The sequence below is a fragment of the Streptococcus sp. SN3 genome (assembly GCF_030439905.1).
Map to the genome: position 1 here is coordinate 52,699 of NZ_JAQFJF010000010.1, position 20,234 is coordinate 72,932.

Annotated in this window: 18 protein-coding genes; 14 read left to right on the forward strand and 4 right to left on the reverse strand. The window is 45.4% G+C overall.

Annotation, left to right across the window (positions count from 1 at the left end):
- Window positions 1-169: 169 nt before the first annotated feature.
- From PCY71_RS13690 to PCY71_RS13710, 5 genes are all read left to right on the forward strand, one after another.
- Window positions 170-4,690, forward strand: a complete 4,521-nt coding sequence (locus PCY71_RS13690; protein ID WP_301412772.1) for a S8 family serine peptidase — start codon at window positions 170-172, stop codon at window positions 4,688-4,690.
- A 312-nt stretch (window positions 4,691-5,002) separates the two neighbouring features.
- On the forward strand, window positions 5,003-5,764 hold the full coding sequence (locus tag PCY71_RS13695) for an elongation factor Tu (RefSeq protein WP_227963926.1): 762 nt from the start codon (window positions 5,003-5,005) through the stop codon (window positions 5,762-5,764).
- A 194-nt stretch (window positions 5,765-5,958) separates the two neighbouring features.
- A complete protein-coding gene (gene glyQ, locus PCY71_RS13700) occupies window positions 5,959-6,876 on the forward strand; it encodes a glycine--tRNA ligase subunit alpha (protein ID WP_227963927.1) in 918 nt (305 codons plus the stop codon).
- A gap of 2 nt (window positions 6,877-6,878) precedes the next feature.
- Window positions 6,879-8,918, forward strand: a complete 2,040-nt coding sequence (gene glyS, locus PCY71_RS13705) for a glycine--tRNA ligase subunit beta (RefSeq protein WP_301412773.1) — start codon at window positions 6,879-6,881, stop codon at window positions 8,916-8,918.
- Window positions 8,919-8,938: 20 nt separating this feature from the next.
- Window positions 8,939-9,196, forward strand: coding sequence for a DUF896 family protein (locus PCY71_RS13710; RefSeq protein ID WP_002914290.1), 258 nt, complete (start codon window positions 8,939-8,941; stop codon window positions 9,194-9,196).
- 57 nt (window positions 9,197-9,253) lie between these two features.
- Here the strand turns inward: PCY71_RS13710 and PCY71_RS13715 are convergent, their stop codons facing one another.
- The 4 genes from PCY71_RS13715 to PCY71_RS13730 are packed head-to-tail and all read right to left on the reverse strand — an operon-like array spanning window position 9,254 to window position 10,794.
- On the reverse strand, window positions 9,254-9,430 hold the full coding sequence (locus PCY71_RS13715) for a hypothetical protein (protein ID WP_002914288.1): 177 nt from the start codon (window positions 9,428-9,430) through the stop codon (window positions 9,254-9,256).
- Window positions 9,427-9,969 (reverse strand): DUF3278 domain-containing protein, encoded by a 543-nt coding sequence (locus PCY71_RS13720; RefSeq protein WP_002914286.1) that lies wholly within the window; start codon window positions 9,967-9,969, stop codon window positions 9,427-9,429. The genes PCY71_RS13715 and PCY71_RS13720 overlap by 4 nt, the downstream gene beginning before the upstream one ends.
- Before the next feature lie 31 nt (window positions 9,970-10,000).
- Window positions 10,001-10,531 (reverse strand): DUF3278 domain-containing protein, encoded by a 531-nt coding sequence (locus PCY71_RS13725; RefSeq protein ID WP_048773544.1) that lies wholly within the window; start codon window positions 10,529-10,531, stop codon window positions 10,001-10,003.
- A 47-nt stretch (window positions 10,532-10,578) separates the two neighbouring features.
- Window positions 10,579-10,794 (reverse strand): helix-turn-helix transcriptional regulator, encoded by a 216-nt coding sequence (locus PCY71_RS13730; RefSeq protein WP_002896937.1) that lies wholly within the window; start codon window positions 10,792-10,794, stop codon window positions 10,579-10,581.
- Between the two features lie 200 nt (window positions 10,795-10,994).
- Here PCY71_RS13730 and rsmH point away from each other — a divergent pair, with 200 nt between their 5' ends.
- The 9 genes from rsmH (at window position 10,995) to trxB (ending at window position 20,162) form a co-directional block, all read left to right on the forward strand.
- Window positions 10,995-11,945: a 16S rRNA (cytosine(1402)-N(4))-methyltransferase RsmH gene (rsmH, locus tag PCY71_RS13735; RefSeq protein WP_268689622.1), complete on the forward strand. Its 951-nt coding sequence runs from the start codon at window positions 10,995-10,997 to the stop codon at window positions 11,943-11,945.
- A gap of 7 nt (window positions 11,946-11,952) precedes the next feature.
- Window positions 11,953-12,276 carry a cell division protein FtsL gene (ftsL, locus tag PCY71_RS13740; protein ID WP_002893529.1) on the forward strand — a complete coding sequence of 108 codons (324 nt, stop codon included), beginning with the start codon at window positions 11,953-11,955 and terminating at the stop codon, window positions 12,274-12,276.
- Window positions 12,266-14,554 carry a penicillin-binding protein PBP2X gene (gene pbp2X / locus PCY71_RS13745; RefSeq protein ID WP_301412774.1) on the forward strand — a complete coding sequence of 763 codons (2,289 nt, stop codon included), beginning with the start codon at window positions 12,266-12,268 and terminating at the stop codon, window positions 14,552-14,554. Before ftsL ends, pbp2X begins: the two co-directional genes overlap by 11 nt.
- A gap of 1 nt (window position 14,555) precedes the next feature.
- Window positions 14,556-15,539: a phospho-N-acetylmuramoyl-pentapeptide-transferase gene (gene mraY / locus PCY71_RS13750; protein WP_002911286.1), complete on the forward strand. Its 984-nt coding sequence runs from the start codon at window positions 14,556-14,558 to the stop codon at window positions 15,537-15,539.
- A gap of 104 nt (window positions 15,540-15,643) precedes the next feature.
- On the forward strand, window positions 15,644-16,987 hold the full coding sequence (locus tag PCY71_RS13755; RefSeq protein WP_023917295.1) for a DEAD/DEAH box helicase: 1,344 nt from the start codon (window positions 15,644-15,646) through the stop codon (window positions 16,985-16,987).
- 246 nt (window positions 16,988-17,233) lie between these two features.
- Complete coding sequence (locus PCY71_RS13760) at window positions 17,234-18,043, forward strand: amino acid ABC transporter permease (RefSeq protein ID WP_301412782.1); 810 nt, start codon at window positions 17,234-17,236, stop codon at window positions 18,041-18,043.
- On the forward strand, window positions 18,043-18,786 hold the full coding sequence (locus PCY71_RS13765; protein ID WP_002896944.1) for an amino acid ABC transporter ATP-binding protein: 744 nt from the start codon (window positions 18,043-18,045) through the stop codon (window positions 18,784-18,786). Before PCY71_RS13760 ends, PCY71_RS13765 begins: the two co-directional genes overlap by 1 nt.
- A 171-nt stretch (window positions 18,787-18,957) precedes the next feature.
- Window positions 18,958-19,182 (forward strand): DUF4059 family protein, encoded by a 225-nt coding sequence (locus tag PCY71_RS13770; protein WP_002893522.1) that lies wholly within the window; start codon window positions 18,958-18,960, stop codon window positions 19,180-19,182.
- A 65-nt stretch (window positions 19,183-19,247) separates the two neighbouring features.
- Window positions 19,248-20,162 carry a thioredoxin-disulfide reductase gene (gene trxB, locus PCY71_RS13775; RefSeq protein WP_301412775.1) on the forward strand — a complete coding sequence of 305 codons (915 nt, stop codon included), beginning with the start codon at window positions 19,248-19,250 and terminating at the stop codon, window positions 20,160-20,162.
- Window positions 20,163-20,234: the final 72 nt, after the last annotated feature.

Sequence of the window (20,234 nt, forward strand, 5' to 3'; positions counted from 1 at the left end):
TGTATTTATTCTGTATTTCAAATAAATAGAGACTTGAAACTTTATCATATAGCAGCTTTTGGCTAGAACATTCGCCATTATTACGTTTTGGTTACATTTGTTATAAGTGTATGAATTGTCAGAAAATTTTTATTATAATATGGTTTATAAATAAAGTAAGGAGACTTCTATGCAAAGACAACGTTTTTCACTCCGTAAATACAAGTTCGGTTTGGCTTCTGTTCTGCTGGGGACTGCTCTGGTTTTTGGTGCGGGACAGGCTCAGGCGGATGAGCAGGCGACAGCTAGTCCGTCAGGGCAAGGTCAGCAGACTGCCACTGTGGTGGCTGCGACTGAGTCTGCTTCTCAAACAGCAACACTTGAGAGTCAGCCGGCAACTCAAGCCACTGTGGAGAAAGTAACGCCAGCTTCTTCTGAATCGGCTGCTTCAGGTACAGAGCAGGCTAGTCAGCCTTCTACGGCAGAGGCTAAGGAAGCATCTGCAGCTCCTGTAGAAAAAGGATCGACTTCTTCATCAGAACAGGCTTCTTCAAGTGCTGAGAAGGTAACTCAACCATCTACTACAGAGACCAAGCCGACAGCTCCAGCTAGTCCGACTGTAGAGTCTCCGGCAGCTGCAAACTCAGACAAGCCTGCTGCTAATTCTGATGCAGTAGCAGAGTCAGCAACTTCTCATGATGCTAAACCAAGCAGCATCAGCACCAATGAGATTATTAAGGTCCCTCAGACTTGGTCACAGGGTTATAAAGGTCAAGGCCGTGTGGTAGCGATTATCGACTCAGGTCTGGATGTCCATCATGAGGTTCTGAAGATTTCTGATCCGTCAAAGGCCAAGTATCAGACAGAGGCAGCTCTGGAAGAGGCTAAGAAAAAGGCTGGTATTGACTACGGGAAATGGTACAACAGCAAGGTTGTCTATGCCTATAACTATATCGACGGTGATGACAATATCAAGGAAAAGAACAGTTATTCGCATGGTATGCACGTAACAGGGATTTCAGTGGGAAATCCCAACAAGAAAGCTCCTAATGATGAGTATGTCTATGGTGTTGCGCCAGAAGCACAAGTTATGTTTATGCGGGTCTTCTCAGACCGTCAGCGCACAACAAGCGACGCTATCTATATCAAAGCCATTGATGATGCAGTAGCTTTGGGAGCTGATACCATCAATATGAGTCTAGGTTCAGCAACAGGTTCAACGGTTGATGTCAGCCCTAGTCTGCAGGCGGCTATTGAGCGCGCTCGGGCCAAGGGGGTGAGTGTGATCATTGCTGCGGGTAATGACAACACCTTCGGAAGTGAATACTCTAAACCGCTGGTTGAAAATCCAGACTATGGTCTAGTTGGCAGTCCTTCAACAGCAGAAAGCTCTATCTCAGTAGCCTCTGTCAATAATACTGTCCTGACAGAGGAAGTCATGGAAGTGCGTGGTCTGGAAAAGAACGATAAGCTTTTGAACGGTCATTTCAGCTACTCCATGGGTGAGACAAATGCAACCTTTGAAAAGGGCAAAGAATATGAGTATGTCCATGTTGGTCTTGGCCGTGAAGAGGACTTTGCTGGTAAGGATCTGACAGGTAAGCTGGCCCTTATCCAGCGTGGTTCCTTTACCTTTGCTGAAAAAGTTAGAAATGCCATTAGCCATGGTGCTGTTGGTGCTCTGATCTACAATAATGTCGACGGAGCTAACCTAACGATGAGCCTAGACAGTGAATCTAAAAAGGTTCCGTCAGCCTTTATTAGTAAGGAATATGGAGAGGCTTTGGCAGCTGGTAATTACAAGGTAGTCTTTAATGGTCTTAAGGTCAATCGGCCGCATCCAGGAGCTGGTAGTCTGTCTGACTTCTCTAGCTGGGGAGTGACGACAGATGGTTTGCTCAAGCCAGATGTGACAGCACCAGGTGGCGATATTTACTCTTCGCTTAATGACAATACCTATGGCTCTATGAAGGGAACCAGTATGGCTACGCCTCATGTGGCTGGTGTGGCGGCTCTTGTCAAGGAATATCTCCTTCAGCACTATCCAGAACTGACGCCTGCCCAGAATGCAGATTTGGTCAAAGCGCTCCTCATGTCAACAGCTAAGCTGCACGTCAACAAGGAAACTGGTGTCTACACCTCTCCACGTCAGCAGGGTGCTGGTATTGTGGATACGGCAGCGGCTATTTCTACCGGCCTCTATGTGACAGGGGATAATCAATATCCTAGCGTTTCCTTGGGCAATGTTCAAGACAGCTTCACCTTTGATGTTACGGTTCATAATATCACGGATAAGGACCGGACGCTGAAGATGATTGTCAATACCAACACGGATGCGGTCAAGGATGGCTACTTTACCCTGACACCTCGCAAACTAACTGAAACGGTCTGGCCTGAAGTTACTGTCAAGGCTCACAGCAGCCAGAAAGTGACGGTCAAGGTAAATACTGCTAAGTTTGCGGAAGAGTTGCTCAAGCAGATGCCAAACGGTTATTTCCTCGAAGGTTTTGTCCGTTTTGTCGATCCAGCGGATGACGGCGATGTGGTTAGTCTGCCATTCATGGGCTTCCGTGGGCAATTCCAAGATTTGCCAGCTGTAGAAAGACCAATCTATGATCTGGTCCAAGAAGGTAAGTCAGGCTTCTATTACCCAGTGCCAAAAGACAAGAGTATCCTGTCTGATGACAATGTCTCTTCCCTTGTGACAGAGTCAAATGATACACTCTACTCTACCGGTCGAACAGCTGCTCGCAGCTCAATTGTACTGGGAACTGCAGAAAATGCGGATGGTAAGCATGTGCTGCAGCTGGGAGCAGATGGCAAGATTCGTCTGGCCTTCTCACCTAATGGTGATGGCAATCAGGACAGCATCCAGTATCGGACAGTTCTCTATCGCAATATCAATAATCTGACAGCTAGTGTCTATACGGCAGATGATACAGACTATCGCTTCCCAATCTGGCAGAGCAGCACGATTAGAGAAGGCCGCAAGAACTACTATAGTGGCCAGTCAGACAATCCTAAGTCCTACCTACTGGAAGATACATACTGGGACGGTCGTGATAGCAAGGGTGAGAAGCTGGAAGATGGCCTCTATACCTATCTGGTTCGCTATACGCCAGATGTACCAGGTGCTAAAGAGCAGCAGATTAGCTTTAAGCTGCAGATCGATACGCAGAAACCTTTGATTAGTTCAGGCTATATCAGTACCAAGGATGGTGCGGAAACCTTTACGGCTCGCAAGCCAAAAGATGTTGGCAACGGCGGTATTTTGAGAGAGCAGGTCTTCTATCTGCAAGCAGATGAAAAAGGGAAAGAGACCTATAAAGCCGTGGATGATTTTGGCATTGAGCGTGATTACGAGCGTCGAGTTTACATCTCAGCCAATGCGGATGGCAGCTACACCTTGCCAAAAGGAGTGGACAAGTCCAAGATCTTCTATGTGGTAGAGGACTATGCGGGCAACCGTGATGCCATAGCTCTGTCAGAACTGGTCAGTGCTGAAAATGATGGTCGTATCCGTGTCGCTCTGGTCGATGCTAATACGCATCAAGATGTATCGTCGACCTTTGTCTATCGAATCAAGGATAGCAAGGGCAAGTATGTCGAACTGGACAAGGGCAAGCAAATCAACGCTCTGCCATTTGGCCGCTATACAGCAGAGATCTTTAGTTATGATAAGGATGGGCTTCGTTTCTACAGCGATCTGACTCAGGAGTTTGAGCTGACAGCCCAAGATAGCTTTAAGACAATTGAGTTTCTAGTCAAGAAGCTGGTCTTTGCACCGGTCAGCGTTGCCTTTGATCAAGCTGTTCCGAAGAATACCCAAGTGGTTCTCAAGAATAATAATGGCGATGCTTATACGCTTCCAGCAGAACTGTTTGGCAAGCATGCCTTCGGAAGATCCGTAGCATCTGGATTCTACTCTGTCTTTGTCAACCTGCCGACTGGTTATGAGCTCTGGGAAAATGAGCCGACCGTCGAGGTCAAAGAAGGCAAGAATAATCTGCTGAAGCTGGGAGTTATCGTCAAGTCAGGCTTGCTGGCAGCTGTCAATCAGCAGTCTAGTCTGGTCGGCACTGCTCAGTATTACAATGCTTCTGCAGCGAAGCGCACAGCCTACGACCAAGCGTATCAAGCAGCCAAGGAAGCTTTGACAAGCAAACTGACCCAAGCGCAAGTTGATGACGTAAGAGCGAAACTGGAAACAGCTTCAGCTAATCTAGACGGCAAGGACTCTGATATTGCTGCGGTTAAGGCGGCTGTGGAGGCTTATGCAGCTACCACTAAGACAGGTGCTTATGCCAATGCTAAGGATAGGACTCGCCGCGCTTATGACAAGGCCTTCCAAGCAGTAGCTCTGCTCTTGGTGCAGGACAAGGTGACCCAGGAGCAAATTGATACAGCCCTAGCTCAGCTGACTACAGCAGAGAAGAAGCTGGATGGCAAGGCGACTAACTTTACTAACCTTAAGAAGCTAGTTGATGATGAGGTGCATTACCAAGCCATCAGCAATAAGTTTATCTATGCGACTGACGCGGTTAAGGCGGCTTATCTAGAGGCTTATGCACAGGCTAAGGAAGTTTTGGCTAATCCAGGTGCCAGCCAGGAAGATGTCAAAGAAGCTATCGCCAATCTCAGAGCAGCCAAGAGAAAACTTGATGGCAGAAAGCCAAGAGTTGTGAGACCGAAAAACCCTAAACAAGTCTAATTGGTTTTCAAGTCAGTTAAAATCCCTTAAGTTGAAACTTGAGGGATTTTTCGATAAGTATTTTACATTAGGTCTATTTTCTGCTATAATCTTTTTTAGAAAGAATTCTCATTGTCTACTTTTTAGCGAGTTCGGGATAGTGTGAGCCGGATAGGGAAGCAGTGCAGATGGCGCTTTCGGATATAATTTCAAAAGTAATGAAGTAATAAATTAGGGTGGAACCGCGTCTTGACGCCCCTAGGTGAATAGCCTAGGACTGTCGGATGTGGTTCTTTTGCGTACTGAGTCTATTGTTCGAAAGAAAGGAGATTCGTGGAGAACCTTTATCTTGTAAAAGACGAGAACCAATTAGCAGCTTTTCGAGATTTCGTCGCAAAGAATTCCGCAAAGTTGCAGGCTTATCTAACATTTTTAAAAGACGAGTTTGCGGTTTATGACTTGCCGCAAGCCATCATTTGGTCCGATTTTGATTCTGCTACGCAGATCATTCGGGAAATTCCTGTACCAGCCTATACAAATGATAGGCGGATGGTTATGACTCCCGAATTGACGGTTTGGAAAGATTTATATCTTCTTCAGTTGGAGAATTACGAGACCTCTCACCAAACTCAAGCAATAGCCAACCACTATCAGTCTTTGTCTGAAAAATCCCTCTTGCAGATTGTGGGCCATGAGTTGGCTCATTGGTCGGAGCATTTTTTAGATGACTTTGATGGATACGGTGCCTATATCTGGTTTGAAGAAGGGATGGTTGAGTATATTAGTCGCAAGTATTTCTTTACAGATGAGGAATTTCGAGTGGAAAAAGCTTGTAATCAGTCTCTTGTTGAGCTCTTTCAGAAAAAGCACGGTTGGCACTCATTGAATGATTTCGGTACTTCGACTTATCAAGGGAATTATGCTAGTATTTTTTACGAATACTGGCGCAGTTTTTTGACCGTCGACAAGCTAGTAGAAAATCTAGGCAGTGTGCAAGCGGTCTTTGATTCTTATCATCGGTGGGCAAACACAGATAAAACACTTCCCTTGTTGGATTGGTTCATACAGCAGAAAATAATAGACAAAGAGATATAAACAAAAGGAGTTAAAAATGTCTAAGAAGTTAACATTTCACCTCGCCAAAGTCAATTGCGAACCTAAGGGTTCGATTGACTAACGACAAACGCTACGGGCGGTTTGTCTAGGCGATATACTAGCTTTTCAAAAGGGAAATAATCGTTCCCTTTTGAACGCTTCGCAAGAATCTCAAGAAACTAAAGGAGTAACTAATGTCTAAGAAACTTACCTTTCAAGAAATTATTTTGACTTTACAGCAGTTCTGGAATGACCAGGGTTGTATGCTCATGCAGGCTTATGATAATGAGAAGGGGGCGGGAACGATGAGTCCCTATACTTTCCTGCGGGCAATTGGGCCAGAGCCGTGGAATGCGGCCTATGTAGAGCCGTCTCGCCGACCGGCAGATGGTCGTTATGGGGAAAATCCTAACCGCCTTTATCAGCACCATCAATTTCAGGTGGTTATGAAGCCATCACCAAGTAATATCCAAGAACTTTACTTGCAGTCTTTGGAGCTCTTGGGGATCAATCCGCTGGAGCACGACATCCGCTTTGTTGAGGATAATTGGGAAAATCCGTCAACTGGCTCGGCTGGTCTAGGCTGGGAAGTCTGGCTGGATGGTATGGAAATCACTCAATTCACTTACTTCCAGCAGGTCGGAGGTCTACCAACTAAGCCGGTGACTGCTGAGGTGACTTATGGCCTGGAGCGTTTGGCTTCTTATATCCAAGAAGTGGACTCTGTCTATGATATTGAGTGGGCTGATGGCGTTAAGTACGGCGAAATTTTCACGCATCCTGAGTATGAACATTCCAAGTACAGCTTTGAGGTCAGCGACCAAGACTTGCTCCTGGGGAATTTTGAAAAGTTTGAAGCAGAAGCCAAGCGCTGTCTGGACGAGCATCTGGTGCACCCGGCCTATGACTATGTTCTCAAATGCTCGCATACCTTTAACCTCTTGGATGCGCGTGGAGCCGTATCTGTGACAGAACGGGCTGGTTATATCGCCCGTATTCGTAACCTGGCTCGTGTTGTGGCTAAGACCTTTGTGGCTGAGCGCAAGCGTCTGGGCTACCCACTTTTGGATGCTGAGACTCGCGAGAAACTCTTGGCAGAGGAGGGAGAATAATCATGGTAAAAAATTTATTAGTTGAATTAGGCTTGGAGGAAATGCCAGCCTATGTCGTAACTCCGAGCATGAAGCAGCTGCGCGACAAGATGGGAGCCTTTCTGACAGACCATCGTCTGACCTTTGAGAAAATTGAAATGTTCTCCACGCCTCGTCGTCTGGCGGTGCGCGTGGTTGGCTTGGCGGACAAGCAGTCTGATCTGACAGAAGATTTCAAAGGTCCTTCTAAGAAAATTGCTCTGGACGCAGATGGCAACTTTACCAAGGCTGCCGAAGGCTTTGTCCGTGGCAAGGGCTTGACGGTTGAGGACATTACTTTCCGTGAAATCAAGGGTGAGGAATACGTCTATGTGACCAAGGAAGAAATCGGCCGCCCAGTAGAGGAAATCATCCCAGCAGTAACGGAAGTTCTGCAAGCTTTGACCTTCCCTGTCAGCATGCACTGGGCCAACAACACCTTTGAATACATCCGCCCAGTTCACACCTTGACTGTGCTCCTAGATGAGCAGGCCTTTGATTTGGATTTCTTGGATATCAAGAGCGGCCGTACTAGCCGAGGACACCGTTTCTTGGGGCAAGAAACGGAGATTGCTTCAGCGGATTCCTATGAAGATGACTTGCGGGCTCAGTTTGTCATTACCAGTCCTCTTGAACGGGGTGATATGATTGTCGAGCAGATTCGAGCACTGGAAGAGGAGCACGGAGTTTCTATCGAAATTGACGAAGACTTGCTCAATGAAGTGTTGAATCTGGTAGAATATCCAACTGCTTTCTTAGGTAATTTTGATTCTAAATACTTAGAGGTTCCAGAAGAAGTCTTAGTAACTTCCATGAAAGAGCACCAGCGTTACTTTGTTGTGCGTGATAGTGAAGGTAAGCTTTTGCCACACTTTATCTCTGTCCGTAACGGAAATGCAGAGCATCTAGAAAATGTCATCAAGGGAAATGAGAAAGTCTTGGTGGCTCGTCTGGAAGATGGGGAATTCTTCTGGAGAGAAGACCAGAAGCTGGCTATTGCCGACTTGGTTGAAAAGCTGAGCAATGTGACCTTTCACGAAAAGATTGGCTCTCTGGCAGAGCACATGGAGCGGACTGGCAAGATTGCTGCTCTCTTGGCGCAAGAAGCAGGATTGGATGCTGATGAGACGGCTGACTTGACCCGTGCAGCGGCTATTTATAAGTTTGACCTGCTGACTGGCATGGTTGGTGAGTTTGATGAGCTGCAAGGTATCATGGGTGAGAAGTATGCTCTTCTGGCTGGTGAGAATGCTGCGGTGGCAGCTGCTATTCGGGAGCACTATATGCCGACTTCAGCCGATGGTGAATTGCCTGATACTAAGGTCGGTGCGGTCTTGGCTCTGGCTGATAAGCTGGATACCATTCTGTCCTTCTTCTCAGTTGGACTGATTCCAAGCGGTTCCAATGACCCTTATGCACTGCGCCGTGCGACTCAGGGTGTTGTGCGTATCTTGGACAAGTTTGGCTGGAACATTGACTTGGCTCAGCTTCTTGGTCGACTTTACGGACTCAAGTTTGATAGCTTAAGCTATGACAATCAAGAGGCCGTGTTAGACTTCTTCCGTGCCCGTGTTGAGAAGATGATGGATCGAAGCATTCCAAAAGACATCGTGACAGCTGTTCTTCAAAGCACTCATTTCGTTGTACGCAATTTGGTAGAAACAGCTGCGCTCCTAGCAGAAAAAGCTCAGGAAGACAACTTTAAGTCAGCAGTCGAAAGCCTGTCGCGGGTCTTTAATCTAGCTGAGAAAGCTCAAGGGCAGACAGCTGTCAATCCAGCACTCTTTGAAAATCAAGAGGAAAAAGATTTGGCAGCTGCTATTGAAGCAGTGGAGCTGACGGCAGACTTAGCTGCCAATCTGGATCAACTCTTTGCTCTCAGTCCAGTTATTGATGCTTTCTTTGACCATACCATGGTTATGGCAGAAGATGAAGCTGTGCGTAACAATCGCCTGGCTCTCCTGGCGTCTTTGACGGCTAAAGTAGGGCAGTTGGCGAAATTTAATCAGATTAATACCAAATAAAAGGTAAGGGAGGTGGAATCATGGATCCTAAAAAAATTGCCCGTATTAATGAACTGGCTAAAAAGAAAAAAACGGAAGGTTTAACTGCTGAGGAAAAAGTGGAACAAGCCAAGCTTCGTGAAGAGTATATCGAAGGCTACCGTCGCTCTGTTCGTCACCACATCGAAGGTATCAAGATTGTTGACGAGGCTGGCAATGATATCACTCCTGAAAAATTGCGTCAAGTTCAGCGCGAGAAAGGTCTTCATGGTCGTAGTCTAGATGACCCAGAGTCTTAAGTAAATATAAAAAAATCCCTCGCTAGGAAGCTAGAAAGTTCCTGTCGAGGGGTTCTTTTATTCTTGTTTACGTTTTTTCAAAATACGGAGAGCTACATAGATGCAGCTAGCGATGATTGCTACATCCAGCCAGAAAATCCAAGGCTCTGTGATACGGAAAAAGAAATAAGCAGCGATGGCAATAATGAGGGATAGAATCCCTAAATCCATTTTTTCTTTGAGATTAAGTCTCATAGGTCTTCTTCCTCCTTTTTTTGTGCTTGACGAATCTTTCCTTTGGCAATGAAATGCATAATCAGTCCAAATCCAAGGCCTGCAGCTAATCCTGTTATAATGAGTTTAGGTTGAAGTAAAATTTGTAGGATATCTTTCTTTTCCATGACAGCTATCATGATGCCAAAGAGAGGGTAAAAGAGCAGCCAATAAGAGAAGCCTGCTTTGAGACCAGCATGTTTCATAGCTTTTTCTTCTTTTTCATCCTGAAGTCCTAGCTCTAGGTCATCAATTCCTTTGCGTCGTGCTTGGATGACTATATAGACACAGAAGCCGAGGATAAGGATTTCCAGCAGGATAGGATAGGCAAGAGCGATAATTTTGGGCCAGCGAAAGGCTAGGGGAAAGGCGATGGCATTGCCAAAAATCAGAATAAAGAAAAGCCAAATGAAGCCTATATTTCCTAGATGCTCAGCCTGTTGGCGCTTTTGCTCGTCCAAAGGTCCGGTAATGCCGTAAAATCGTTTAATCATCTTGTCTGAGAATGTTTCTTTTTTCATGTTTGTGTCCTTTCTAGCTTAAGTCAAGGGGTTATTCGCTCTGTTCAGTATGGTGTTTGCGTGATTTGAAGTAAAAACCGATAAAAACACCTAAAATGCTAGCGACCAAGGCTGTTTTCAGGATTCGATCAGCTTGTAAAAAGAGAGTGAAAAAGTCTTGCTTGAGAGTGACTGCTTCTATAAGGCTAAAGATAGGATGGAAAGTCAATCCAACGAAGAGTGCAATCTTAAGACCAGGATATTGAAGCTTGCGCCTTTCTTTTTCACTCATGAGTTCCAAATCCAAATCTGCCAGGTGCTTTTTCTCAGACCTGAAGTAAATGACACCAGCTATTATAAAGGTAAGAAGTTCTATAATAATGGGGTAAATTCGAGCATCTAAGCCTGGATAGATATCGGCTAGCATGAAAGCTAGGAAATTACCAACTTGCAAAATCAAGAAAAGCCAGATAAAGCCTATATTTCCCAGATGCTCAGCCTGTTGACGTTTTTGCTCGTCCAAAGGTCCAGTAATGCCGTAAAATCGTTTGATCATCTTGTCTGAGAATGTTTCTTTTTTCATTTTTTAGTCCTTTCTTTAGGTATGAAATTTGCTACAGGGAAAAACTCTTAGTCCTCTGAATCTTCATCTGTCAGCTGGGGTTCCCAAAAGAGGGCGTTGAGGTCAGTATCCAGCGCTCTAGCCAGATTGATACAGAGCTCGAGGGTGGGGTTGTATTTGTTGTTTTCAATCATATTGATAGTTTGCCGCGATACCCCGATAGACTTGGCCAACTCTAGCTGGGACATCTTTTTTTCTTTTCGAAATTCTTTGACACGATTCATTACACCCTTCCTTTCTAATTCTATAACTAATAACTTTCAGTAAGTTTGTCAGTTATATTTGACTTTTATTTTATGCTAGTATAATACTTTTCAAAAAAAGTGTCAAGTATATCTGACAAAAAATTTAAAAAAGGATTTCATCCGCTTACTTTTTCTTTTAAATTTTTTTTTGCTTTTGAATGTGATATAATAAGTAAGATATGACAAACGAATTTCATCACATTACTGTTCTTCTTCATGAAACGGTTGACCAGCTGGCGGTTAAGCCTGACGGCATCTATGTCGATGCGACCCTTGGCGGTGCTGGTCACAGCGAATATCTTTTGAGCCAGCTCGGAGACGAAGGGCATCTCTATGCCTTTGATCAGGACCAGACGGCTATTGACAATGCTAAAAAGCGCTTGGCTCCTTATATAGAGCGGGGGATGGTGACCTTTATCAAGGATAATTTCCGCCACCTCAAGAGCCGTTTGCAAGAAGCCGGTGTAGAAGAAATTGATGGGATTTGTTATGATTTAGGCGTTTCCAGCCCTCAGCTGGATCAGCGTGAGCGTGGTTTTTCCTATAAACAGGATGCGCCTTTGGATATGCGCATGAACCGCGATGCAGCCTTGACAGCTTTTGAGGTTGTCAATCATTATAGCTATCAGGATTTAGTACGAATCTTTTTTAAATACGGCGAAGATAAGTTTTCTAAGCAGATTGCTCGCAAGATTGAGCAGGCTAGAAGTGTCAAGCCTATTGAAACAACGACAGAACTGGCTGAAATTATCAAGTCAGCCAAGCCAGCTAAGGAGCTGAAGAAGAAAGGCCACCCGGCCAAGCAGATTTTTCAAGCTATCCGGATTGAGGTCAATGATGAACTGGGCGCAGCGGATGAGTCTATTCAGCAGGCCATTGATCTGCTGGCGGTGGACGGCCGGATTGCGGTCATTACTTTTCATTCGCTGGAAGACCGTCTGACCAAGCAGCTTTTCAAAGAGGCGTCAACAGTGGATGTTCCCAAGGGCTTACCCTTTATCCCTGATGAACTGCAGCCTAAGCTGGAGCTGGTCAGTCGCAAACCAATTTTACCAAGCCAAGAAGAATTAGAAAGCAATAACCGGGCTCATTCCGCCAAGCTGCGCGTGGCCCGTAAGATACATAAGTGAGGAAGAAATGTCAGAAAAAAGACCAAACCCGCTTCAAGATCAGATGAGAAAATTTTCCCGAGTTGAGAAGGCCTTTTACGGCTCTATCGTTTTGACTGCCATTATTTTAGCGGTCAGCATCGTCTTTATGCAGACCAAGCTATTGCAGGTGGATCGGGATTTGACGGAAGTCAATACACAGATTGAAGCGGAGCAGACAGAGTTGGCCGACATCAAGCAGGAAGTCAATGAACTAACCCGCTATGAAAGGTTGTCTCAGTTAGCCAGCTCTCAGGATATGAAACTCCAGAAGGGAAATCGTAAAACAGTGAGTTCAACGGATGAAGAATAGAATTTTTGAAAAAATTAAAAAATACGCCCTGAAAAATAGGCAAACCCCTGAATACAATCGGCGGCAAGTGGGAAAGAGCATGAGTATCTTAGCTATCTTTCTCTTTTTCGTTTTCTTGATTAATTTTGCCATTATTATTGGAACAGACCAGAAGTTCGGTGTTAATTTATCAAAGGGTGCAGAAGTGGTCCATCAAAAGACAGTTACAGTCGCTGCCCGGCGGGGAACAATCTATGACCGAAATGGAGTTCCCATTGCAGAGGATGCCACGACTTATAATGTCTATGCCATTATTGACAAGAGCTACAAGTCAGCTACCGGCAAGATTCTCTATGTAGAAGAATCCCAGTACGATAAGGTGGCAGAAATTTTCAATCAGTACCTAGAATTGGATAAGGACTACGTCAAAACCCAGCTGTCTCAGAAAAATCTTAAGCAAGTTTCCTTCGGGGCCCAAGGCAATGGCATTACCTACAGTAATATGAATGCCATGCGGGAAGCCTTTGAAGCTGCTGGTATTGAAGGAATTGACTTTACTACTAGTCCTAACCGCAGTTATAGTAACGGTGTCTTTGCCTCCCAGTTTATCGGTCTTGCCCAGCTGCAGGAGGATAAGGAAGGCAATAAGACGCTGAAAGGAACCTCTGGCATGGAGCAGGCTCTGGATAGGATTCTTGCTGGTCAGAATGGGATTGTGACCTATGAAAAAGACCGAAATGGTAATGTTGTACCTGGATCAGAAAAGGTCTCTGTACAAGCAGAGGACGGCAAGGACGTCTATACAACGCTGTCGGCTGATTTGCAAACCTACCTAGAAACGCGGATGAACGCCTTTCAGGAAAAAGTAAAAGGTAAGTTTGTCAATGCAACCTTGGTCAGTGCCAAGACCGGCGAAATCCTAGCCACTTCTCAAAGGCCGACCTATAATGCAGATACCAAGGAAGGCTTGAATGAGAAAAATCTGGGCAACTGGAACACCATGCTCTATCAAGGCCAATACGAGCCTGGATCTACTATGAAGGTTATGACTTTGGCTTCAGCTATTGATAATGGCAGCTTTAATCCTAATGATACCTTTGACAGTAGAGAATACAAGGTTATGGATGCGACCATTCGGGACTGGAACGTCAACATGGGGATTTCGGAAGGGGAAACTCTGACCTTTGCCCAAGGATTTACCTATTCCAGTAACGTCGGTATGACCATTCTGGAGCAGAAGATGGGCAATGACAAGTGGCTGGACTACTTGAGTAAGTTTAAGTTTGGTCTGCCGACCCGCTTTGGTATGGGGAATGAAACCTATGGCTCCCTACCAGGTGATAACTATGTTACGATTGCCATGAGTTCTTTCGGTCAAGGGATTGGTGTGACTCAGGTGCAGATGCTGCGTGCCTTCTCATCCGTAGCCAATGACGGTGTCATGGTGGAGCCTAAGTTTATCAATGCTATCCATGATCCTAAAACCAATACAGCTCGTAAGACTGCGACAGAAATTATCGGAAATCCTGTCTCAGAAAAAGCAGCTCAAACCACTCGGGATTATATGGTTCAGGTCGGAACAGACCCCTACCACGGAACCCTGAATGTCGGTGGAGAACCCGTCATTCAAGTGGCTGGTCAGAATGTCGCTGTTAAGTCAGGGACCGCTCAGATCGCTTCTGAAAATGGTTATCTAGAGGGCGAGAATGACAATATCTATTCAGTTGTTGTCATGACGCCGGCAGAAAATCCTGAATTTATCATGTATGTGACCGTTCAGCAGCCTGAGGAAAAATTCCAGCCTATATTCTGGCAGGAAGTGGTCAATCCGGTCTTGGAAGAAGCTGTCGCTCTCAAAGACAGCCTTAATCTGACAACGGAGGCGACTCCAGCTCTTGAAACGGTCACTGAAGAAACCAGTTATAAAATGCCATCGGTAGAAAAACTGACCAAGCAACTAGGTCTGAAACATCAAGTCAGTCCTGGCGGTCTGGCAGATGAATTAAGCCGCAACCTAGTCCAGCCAATTGTTCTGGGAACAGGTGCCAAGATTAAAAAAGTATCTGTCAAAGAAGGTAAAAATCTCAAGGCCAATCAGCAGGTTTTGATCTTGTCAGATGATTTAGAAAGTCTGCCTGATATGTATGGCTGGACCAAGGCCAATGTCGAACGTTTTGCGAAGTGGCAGGACATTGAAGTCACTTTCAAAGGTGAGGGTTCCAAGGTCGTCAAGCAGAGCGAGAAGACCAATACTTCGCTGAAAAATCTCAAGAAAATAACAATTACAATGGGAGACTAATATGCTTATTGCTCTTATTGCAGGAATCGTAACTTTTATCCTAACTATCATCGGCATTCCTGCCTTTATTCGTTTTTACCATAAGGCTCGTATCACAGGCCAACAGATGCACGAAGATGTCAAGCAGCATCAGGCCAAGGCCGGAACACCAACCATGGGTGGCACAGTCTTTCTCTTGACATCCGTTCTGGCCAGCTTTGTTATCGGTCTGTTTTCGCATCAGCTGTCCAACGGCCTCATCATGATTCTTTTTATCTTGGTTCTGTATGGTGTTGTCGGCTTTTTGGACGACTTTCTCAAGGTGTTTCGTAAGATCAACGAGGGTCTAAATCCCAAGCAGAAATTATTTCTGCAACTAGTCGGTGGAGTTGTCTTTTACTTCTTCTATAATCAGCACGGTGCAGGTGACCAGCTGAATATCTTCACCGTTCCTGTCCAGATAGGCTTCCTCTATGTCTTTTTCGTACTTTTTTGGCTGATTGGCTTCTCCAATGCTGTCAATCTGACGGATGGAATTGATGGTTTGGCCAGCATTTCTGTAGTCATTAGCTTGGTGGCCTATGCTGTAATTGCTGTTGAGCAGAAGCGTTTTGATATTTTGATTGTCATCATCAGTATGATTGGGGGCTTGCTAGGCTTCTTTGTTTTCAATCACAAGCCTGCTAAAATCTTCATGGGGGATGTGGGAAGCTTGGCTTTGGGCGGTATGCTGGCTGCTATCTCCATTTCCCTTCACCAAGAGTGGACCCTGCTCTTGATTGGTATCGTCTATGTGTTTGAGACGACCTCTGTCATGATGCAGGTGACTTACTTCAAGCTGACAGGCGGCAAGCGGATTTTCCGGATGACTCCAGTTCATCACCACTTTGAGCTGGGTGGCCTAACTGGCCACGGCAAGGAGTGGAGCGAGTGGAAGGTCGATTTCTTCTTCTGGGGAATCGGTATCGTGGGCAGTCTTTTGACCTTAGCTATCCTATATTTATAGCAAGAAGCGAGTCTCTGGCTCGCTTTTCTGCTTCTTAGATTTGAGGGTAAGCAGGATGGTTATTTTTTTGGTATAATAGTTAGGATAATAGAATAGAGGACAAGATGAAATTTACAGAATTTAAGTTTAAAGATTATATTCAGGAAGCGCTTAGGGATTTGAACTTCCTTGAAGCGACTCCAGTTCAAGAAAAGCTGATTCCTGTGGTATTGTCAGGTCGGGATTTGGTCGGTGAGTCCAAGACAGGCTCTGGGAAGACCCACACATTTTTGCTGCCGATCTTTCAAATGCTGGATGAGGAGGCAGACAGTGTGCAGGCTGTCATTACAGCCCCAAGTCGGGAGCTGGCAGCGCAGATTTATCAGGCTGCTCGTCAGTTGGCTAGCTTTTCTGAAAAAGAGATTCGGGTGGCCAATTATGTCGGTGGGACTGACAAGGCTCGCCAGATTGGGAAGTTAGAGTCTAGTCAGCCTCATATCGTCATCGGAACCCCTGGGCGGATTTATGACCTGGTAGAGTCAGGTGATTTGGCCATTCACAAGGCCAAGACCTTTGTCGTTGACGAGGCAGATATGACACTGGACATGGGCTTTTTGGCGACGGTTGATAAGATTGCAGGCCGGTTGCCTAAAGATCTGCAGTTTCTCGTTTTCTCAGCAACAATTCCTCAGAAGCTTCAGCCTTTTTTGAAAAAATATCTGTCTAATCCAGTCATTGAGCAGATTAAGACCAAGACGGTCATTGCGGACACCATTGAAAACTGGCTTCTGTCAACCAAGGGACGAGACAAGAATGCCCAGATTTATCAAATCAGTCAGCTCCTGCAGCCTTATCTGGCCATGATTTTTGTTAATACCAAGACGAGGGCAGATGAGCTGCACAGCTATCTGACAGCCCAAGGGCTCAAAGTTGCTAAAATTCATGGAGATATTGCTCCACGGGAGCGCAAGCGCATCATGAATCAGGTTAAGAATCTGGATTTTGAGTATATTGTCGCTACTGACTTGGCTGCGCGGGGGATTGATATCGAAGGTGTCAGCCATGTTATCAACGATGCCATTCCTCAGGACTTGTCTTTCTTTGTCCATCGGGTAGGCCGGACCGGCCGTAATGGTCTTCCCGGTACAGCCATTACCCTCTACCAGCCGAGTGACGACTCAGATATTCGTGAACTGGAAAAGATGGGGATCAAATTCACTCCCAAGATGATAAAGGATGACGAGTTCCAGGATACCTACGACCGAGACCGTCGAGCCAATCGGGAAAAGAGTCGGGAGAAGCTGGACACGGAAATGCTGGGGCTGGTCAAGAAGAAAAAGAAAAAAATCAAGCCAGGCTACAAGAAAAAAATTCAGTGGGCTGTTAACGAAAAGCGCCGCAAGACCAAGCGAGCAGAGAATCGTGCACGTGGCCGGGCAGAGCGTAAGGCTAAGCGCCAAACCTTTTAGTGATATACTTTTCTTATCGCTGTGATAAGAAAAATATATTAGTCTTTATGAGATAGATATGATAGACTAGTGAAACTAGTCTATTTTTATATTGGGCTTAGTGTGGCTTATTTGATATTTAGGAACACGAGATTTGCATTAGCTACTCATGTTTTGACTGCTAAAAGACAGTAAAAGCGAAGCAAATTCTTTGTTTTGTTCCAGAATTGTGTTAAAATATTTCATTATCAAGAAAAGGAAGTAATAATAGTGGTTACAACTTATCTTCTGACAACTGGTTGGTATGAGGAGTTCCTCAAGTTCATTCCAGATGGTAAATTATTTAGTTTAAGGGCCGTTTTTGAGGCCATTCCGGGCATTTTGCAAAATCTGCCAATCACTCTTCTTTTGACGGTGGGCGGTGCAGTCTTTGGTATTCTGCTTGCCATGGTTTTTGCTGTCGTCAAGATCAATCGGGTTAAAGTCCTGTATCCGATTCAGGCTTTCTTTGTCAGCTTTCTAAGAGGAACACCGCTGCTGGTCCAGCTCATGCTGACCTATTTTGGGATTCCTTTATTGCTCAAGGCTATCAATCAAAAGTATGGCACAAGTTTTAATATCAATGATATTCCAGCATCTGTCTTTGCGATTGTTGCCTTTGCTTTCAACGAAGCGGCTTATGCCAGTGAGACTATTCGGGCAGCAATCTTGTCCGTGGATCCAGGAGAAATCGAGGCTGCTCGCAGCTTAGGGATGACCAACAAGCAGGTTTATATGCGTGTCATTATCCCCAATGCAGCAGTAGTCGCGACACCTAGTCTGATTAATTCCCTGATTGGCTTGACTAAGGGAACTTCTCTGGCCTTTAGCGCTGGTGTAGTGGAAATTTTTGCCAAGGCACAGGCTATCGCGGGGGCGGACTACCGTTACTTTGAGCGTTTTATTTCGGTTTCCCTGATTTATTGGGCAGTCAATATTCTCATTGAGCAGCTTGGCCGATGGATCGAAAAGATGATGGATATCAAGCAGCCGGATAAATTTGAATCGCTTCAGCAAGCAGAAGGAGAAGGAATCTGATGATTAATATTTCACATTTAAGTAAGACTTTTTCAGGTCAAAAGGTTCTGGATGATCTCAGTTTGGACATTCAAAAAGGCGAAGTAGTGGCTTTGATTGGCTCTTCAGGTGCTGGGAAGTCAACCTTCCTCCGCAGCCTCAACTATCTGGAACAGCCAGATAGCGGAAAGATTGCTATCGACGGTTTCAAAGTGGATTTTTCAAGCATTTCTAAAGATGAGATTTTGCTGCTGCGCCGCAAGCTAGCTATGGTTTTTCAGCAGTTTAACCTCTTTTCCCGTCGGACAGCTCTGGAAAATGTCAAGGAAGGTCTGCTGGTAGTTAAGAAACTGTCAGACCAAGAAGCGACTAAGATAGCCAAGGAAGAGTTAGCAAAAGTTGGCTTGTCAGACCGAGAAAATCACTATCCTAGACATCTGTCAGGCGGTCAGAAGCAGCGGGTAGCCTTAGCAAGGGCTTTGGCTATGAATCCAGATGTTCTTTTGCTAGACGAGCCGACCTCAGCCTTGGATCCCGAGTTGGTCGGAGAAGTAGAGAAATCGATCGCTGATGCGGCTAAGTCTGGCCAGACCATGATTCTGGTCAGTCATGATATGTCCTTTGTCGCTCAGGTGGCCGATAGAGTACTCTTTTTGGACAAGGGGAAAATCATAGAGTCTGGGACACCGGATGAGATTATCCATCATCCAAAGGAAGAAAGAACCAAGGAATTTTTTGCTAGTTACAAACGGACCTATATTTGATATAATAGAGACAGTGAAGGCTCAGTTGGCTAGACCAGCTGAGTTTGTTTTCAGTCTTAGCATACTGTGGAGCAGACTTTCTTATCTAGTTGGTGTTTTATGTAGATGGCAAGATTTGGAATTGTTCCCATTCTTTGTACTATGAGGCTGATTGACCTTTGAGGAGTTGACATGTTAGATCAAATATTTGCACTTTATATCGAGAGCCTGCTTTATACTGCAGTCGGTGTAGGGATTATTGCGGGTTTATGGATTGGACTGCGGATGATTCGCCGCAAGGACAAGACTGCCAAGGAGCGCCAGAGCCATCTGTACGATGTCCTTTTGATTGTCATTATGACGATTCCAGTCCTGTCTTTTGCTACGCTGGGCTTGCTCATTGTCCTAAAAGCTTAAATGCTTGTAAAACTGTAGAAAAGTTGTTAGAATAATTCTAGTTACAACAAGGAGAAAGAAGAGTTATGTACGATACAATTATTATTGGAGCTGGACCTGCCGGCATGACAGCTGCCCTCTATGCAGCCCGCAGCAACCTAAAAGTTGCCCTGCTGGAGCGTGGTATTCCTGGCGGTCAGATGAACAATACTGCTGACATTGAAAACTATCCAGGCTATGCCAATATCAGCGGTCCTGAGCTAGCAGAGAAAATGTTTGAGCCTCTTGAGAATCTAGGTGTTGAACATCTATTTGGCCTAGTAGAAAAAATTGAAGACCGAGGTGATTTCAAGGAAATCATTACAGAAGATGAGCGTTTTGAAGCTAAAACAGTCATCATTGCTTCTGGTGCTAATCATCGTCATCTGGGGGTTCCTGGCGAGGAAGACTACAACAGCCGCGGGGTTTCCTACTGTGCGGTCTGTGATGGCGCCTTCTTCCGTGATGAAGACCTATTGGTTGTCGGTGGTGGTGACTCAGCTGTTGAAGAGGCGATTTTCCTGACGCGCTTTGCAAAAAGTGTGACCATTGTTCACCGTCGCGATGAGCTGCGTGCACAAAAAGTTCTGCAGGATCGCGCCTTTGCCAACGAAAAGATTCGCTTTGTCTGGGATTCTGTGGTGGAAAGCATCCATGGTGATGAGCGTAAGGTGACTGGCGTAACCTTTAAGAATGTCAAGACGGGTGAGCTTAGTCAGGCAGAGTTTGGTGGCATCTTCATTTATGTCGGTCTGGATCCGGTTAGTGAATTTGCTGCGGACTTGGGTATCACTGATGAGGCTGGCTGGATTCTGACGGATCATCAGATGAAAACGTCAGTAGCCGGTATTTACGCTGTTGGTGATGTTCGCCAGAAAGACCTGCGCCAGATTACGACGGCTGTTGGTGATGGTGCCATTGCCAGTCAGGAAGCCTACAAATATCTTACAGAGCAAGCATAAAAATATAAGCTAAGCGAGTGTGTCTATTCAGGTGAGTTGACAGGATTTGCTTAGCTTTTTTGGAATTATGAT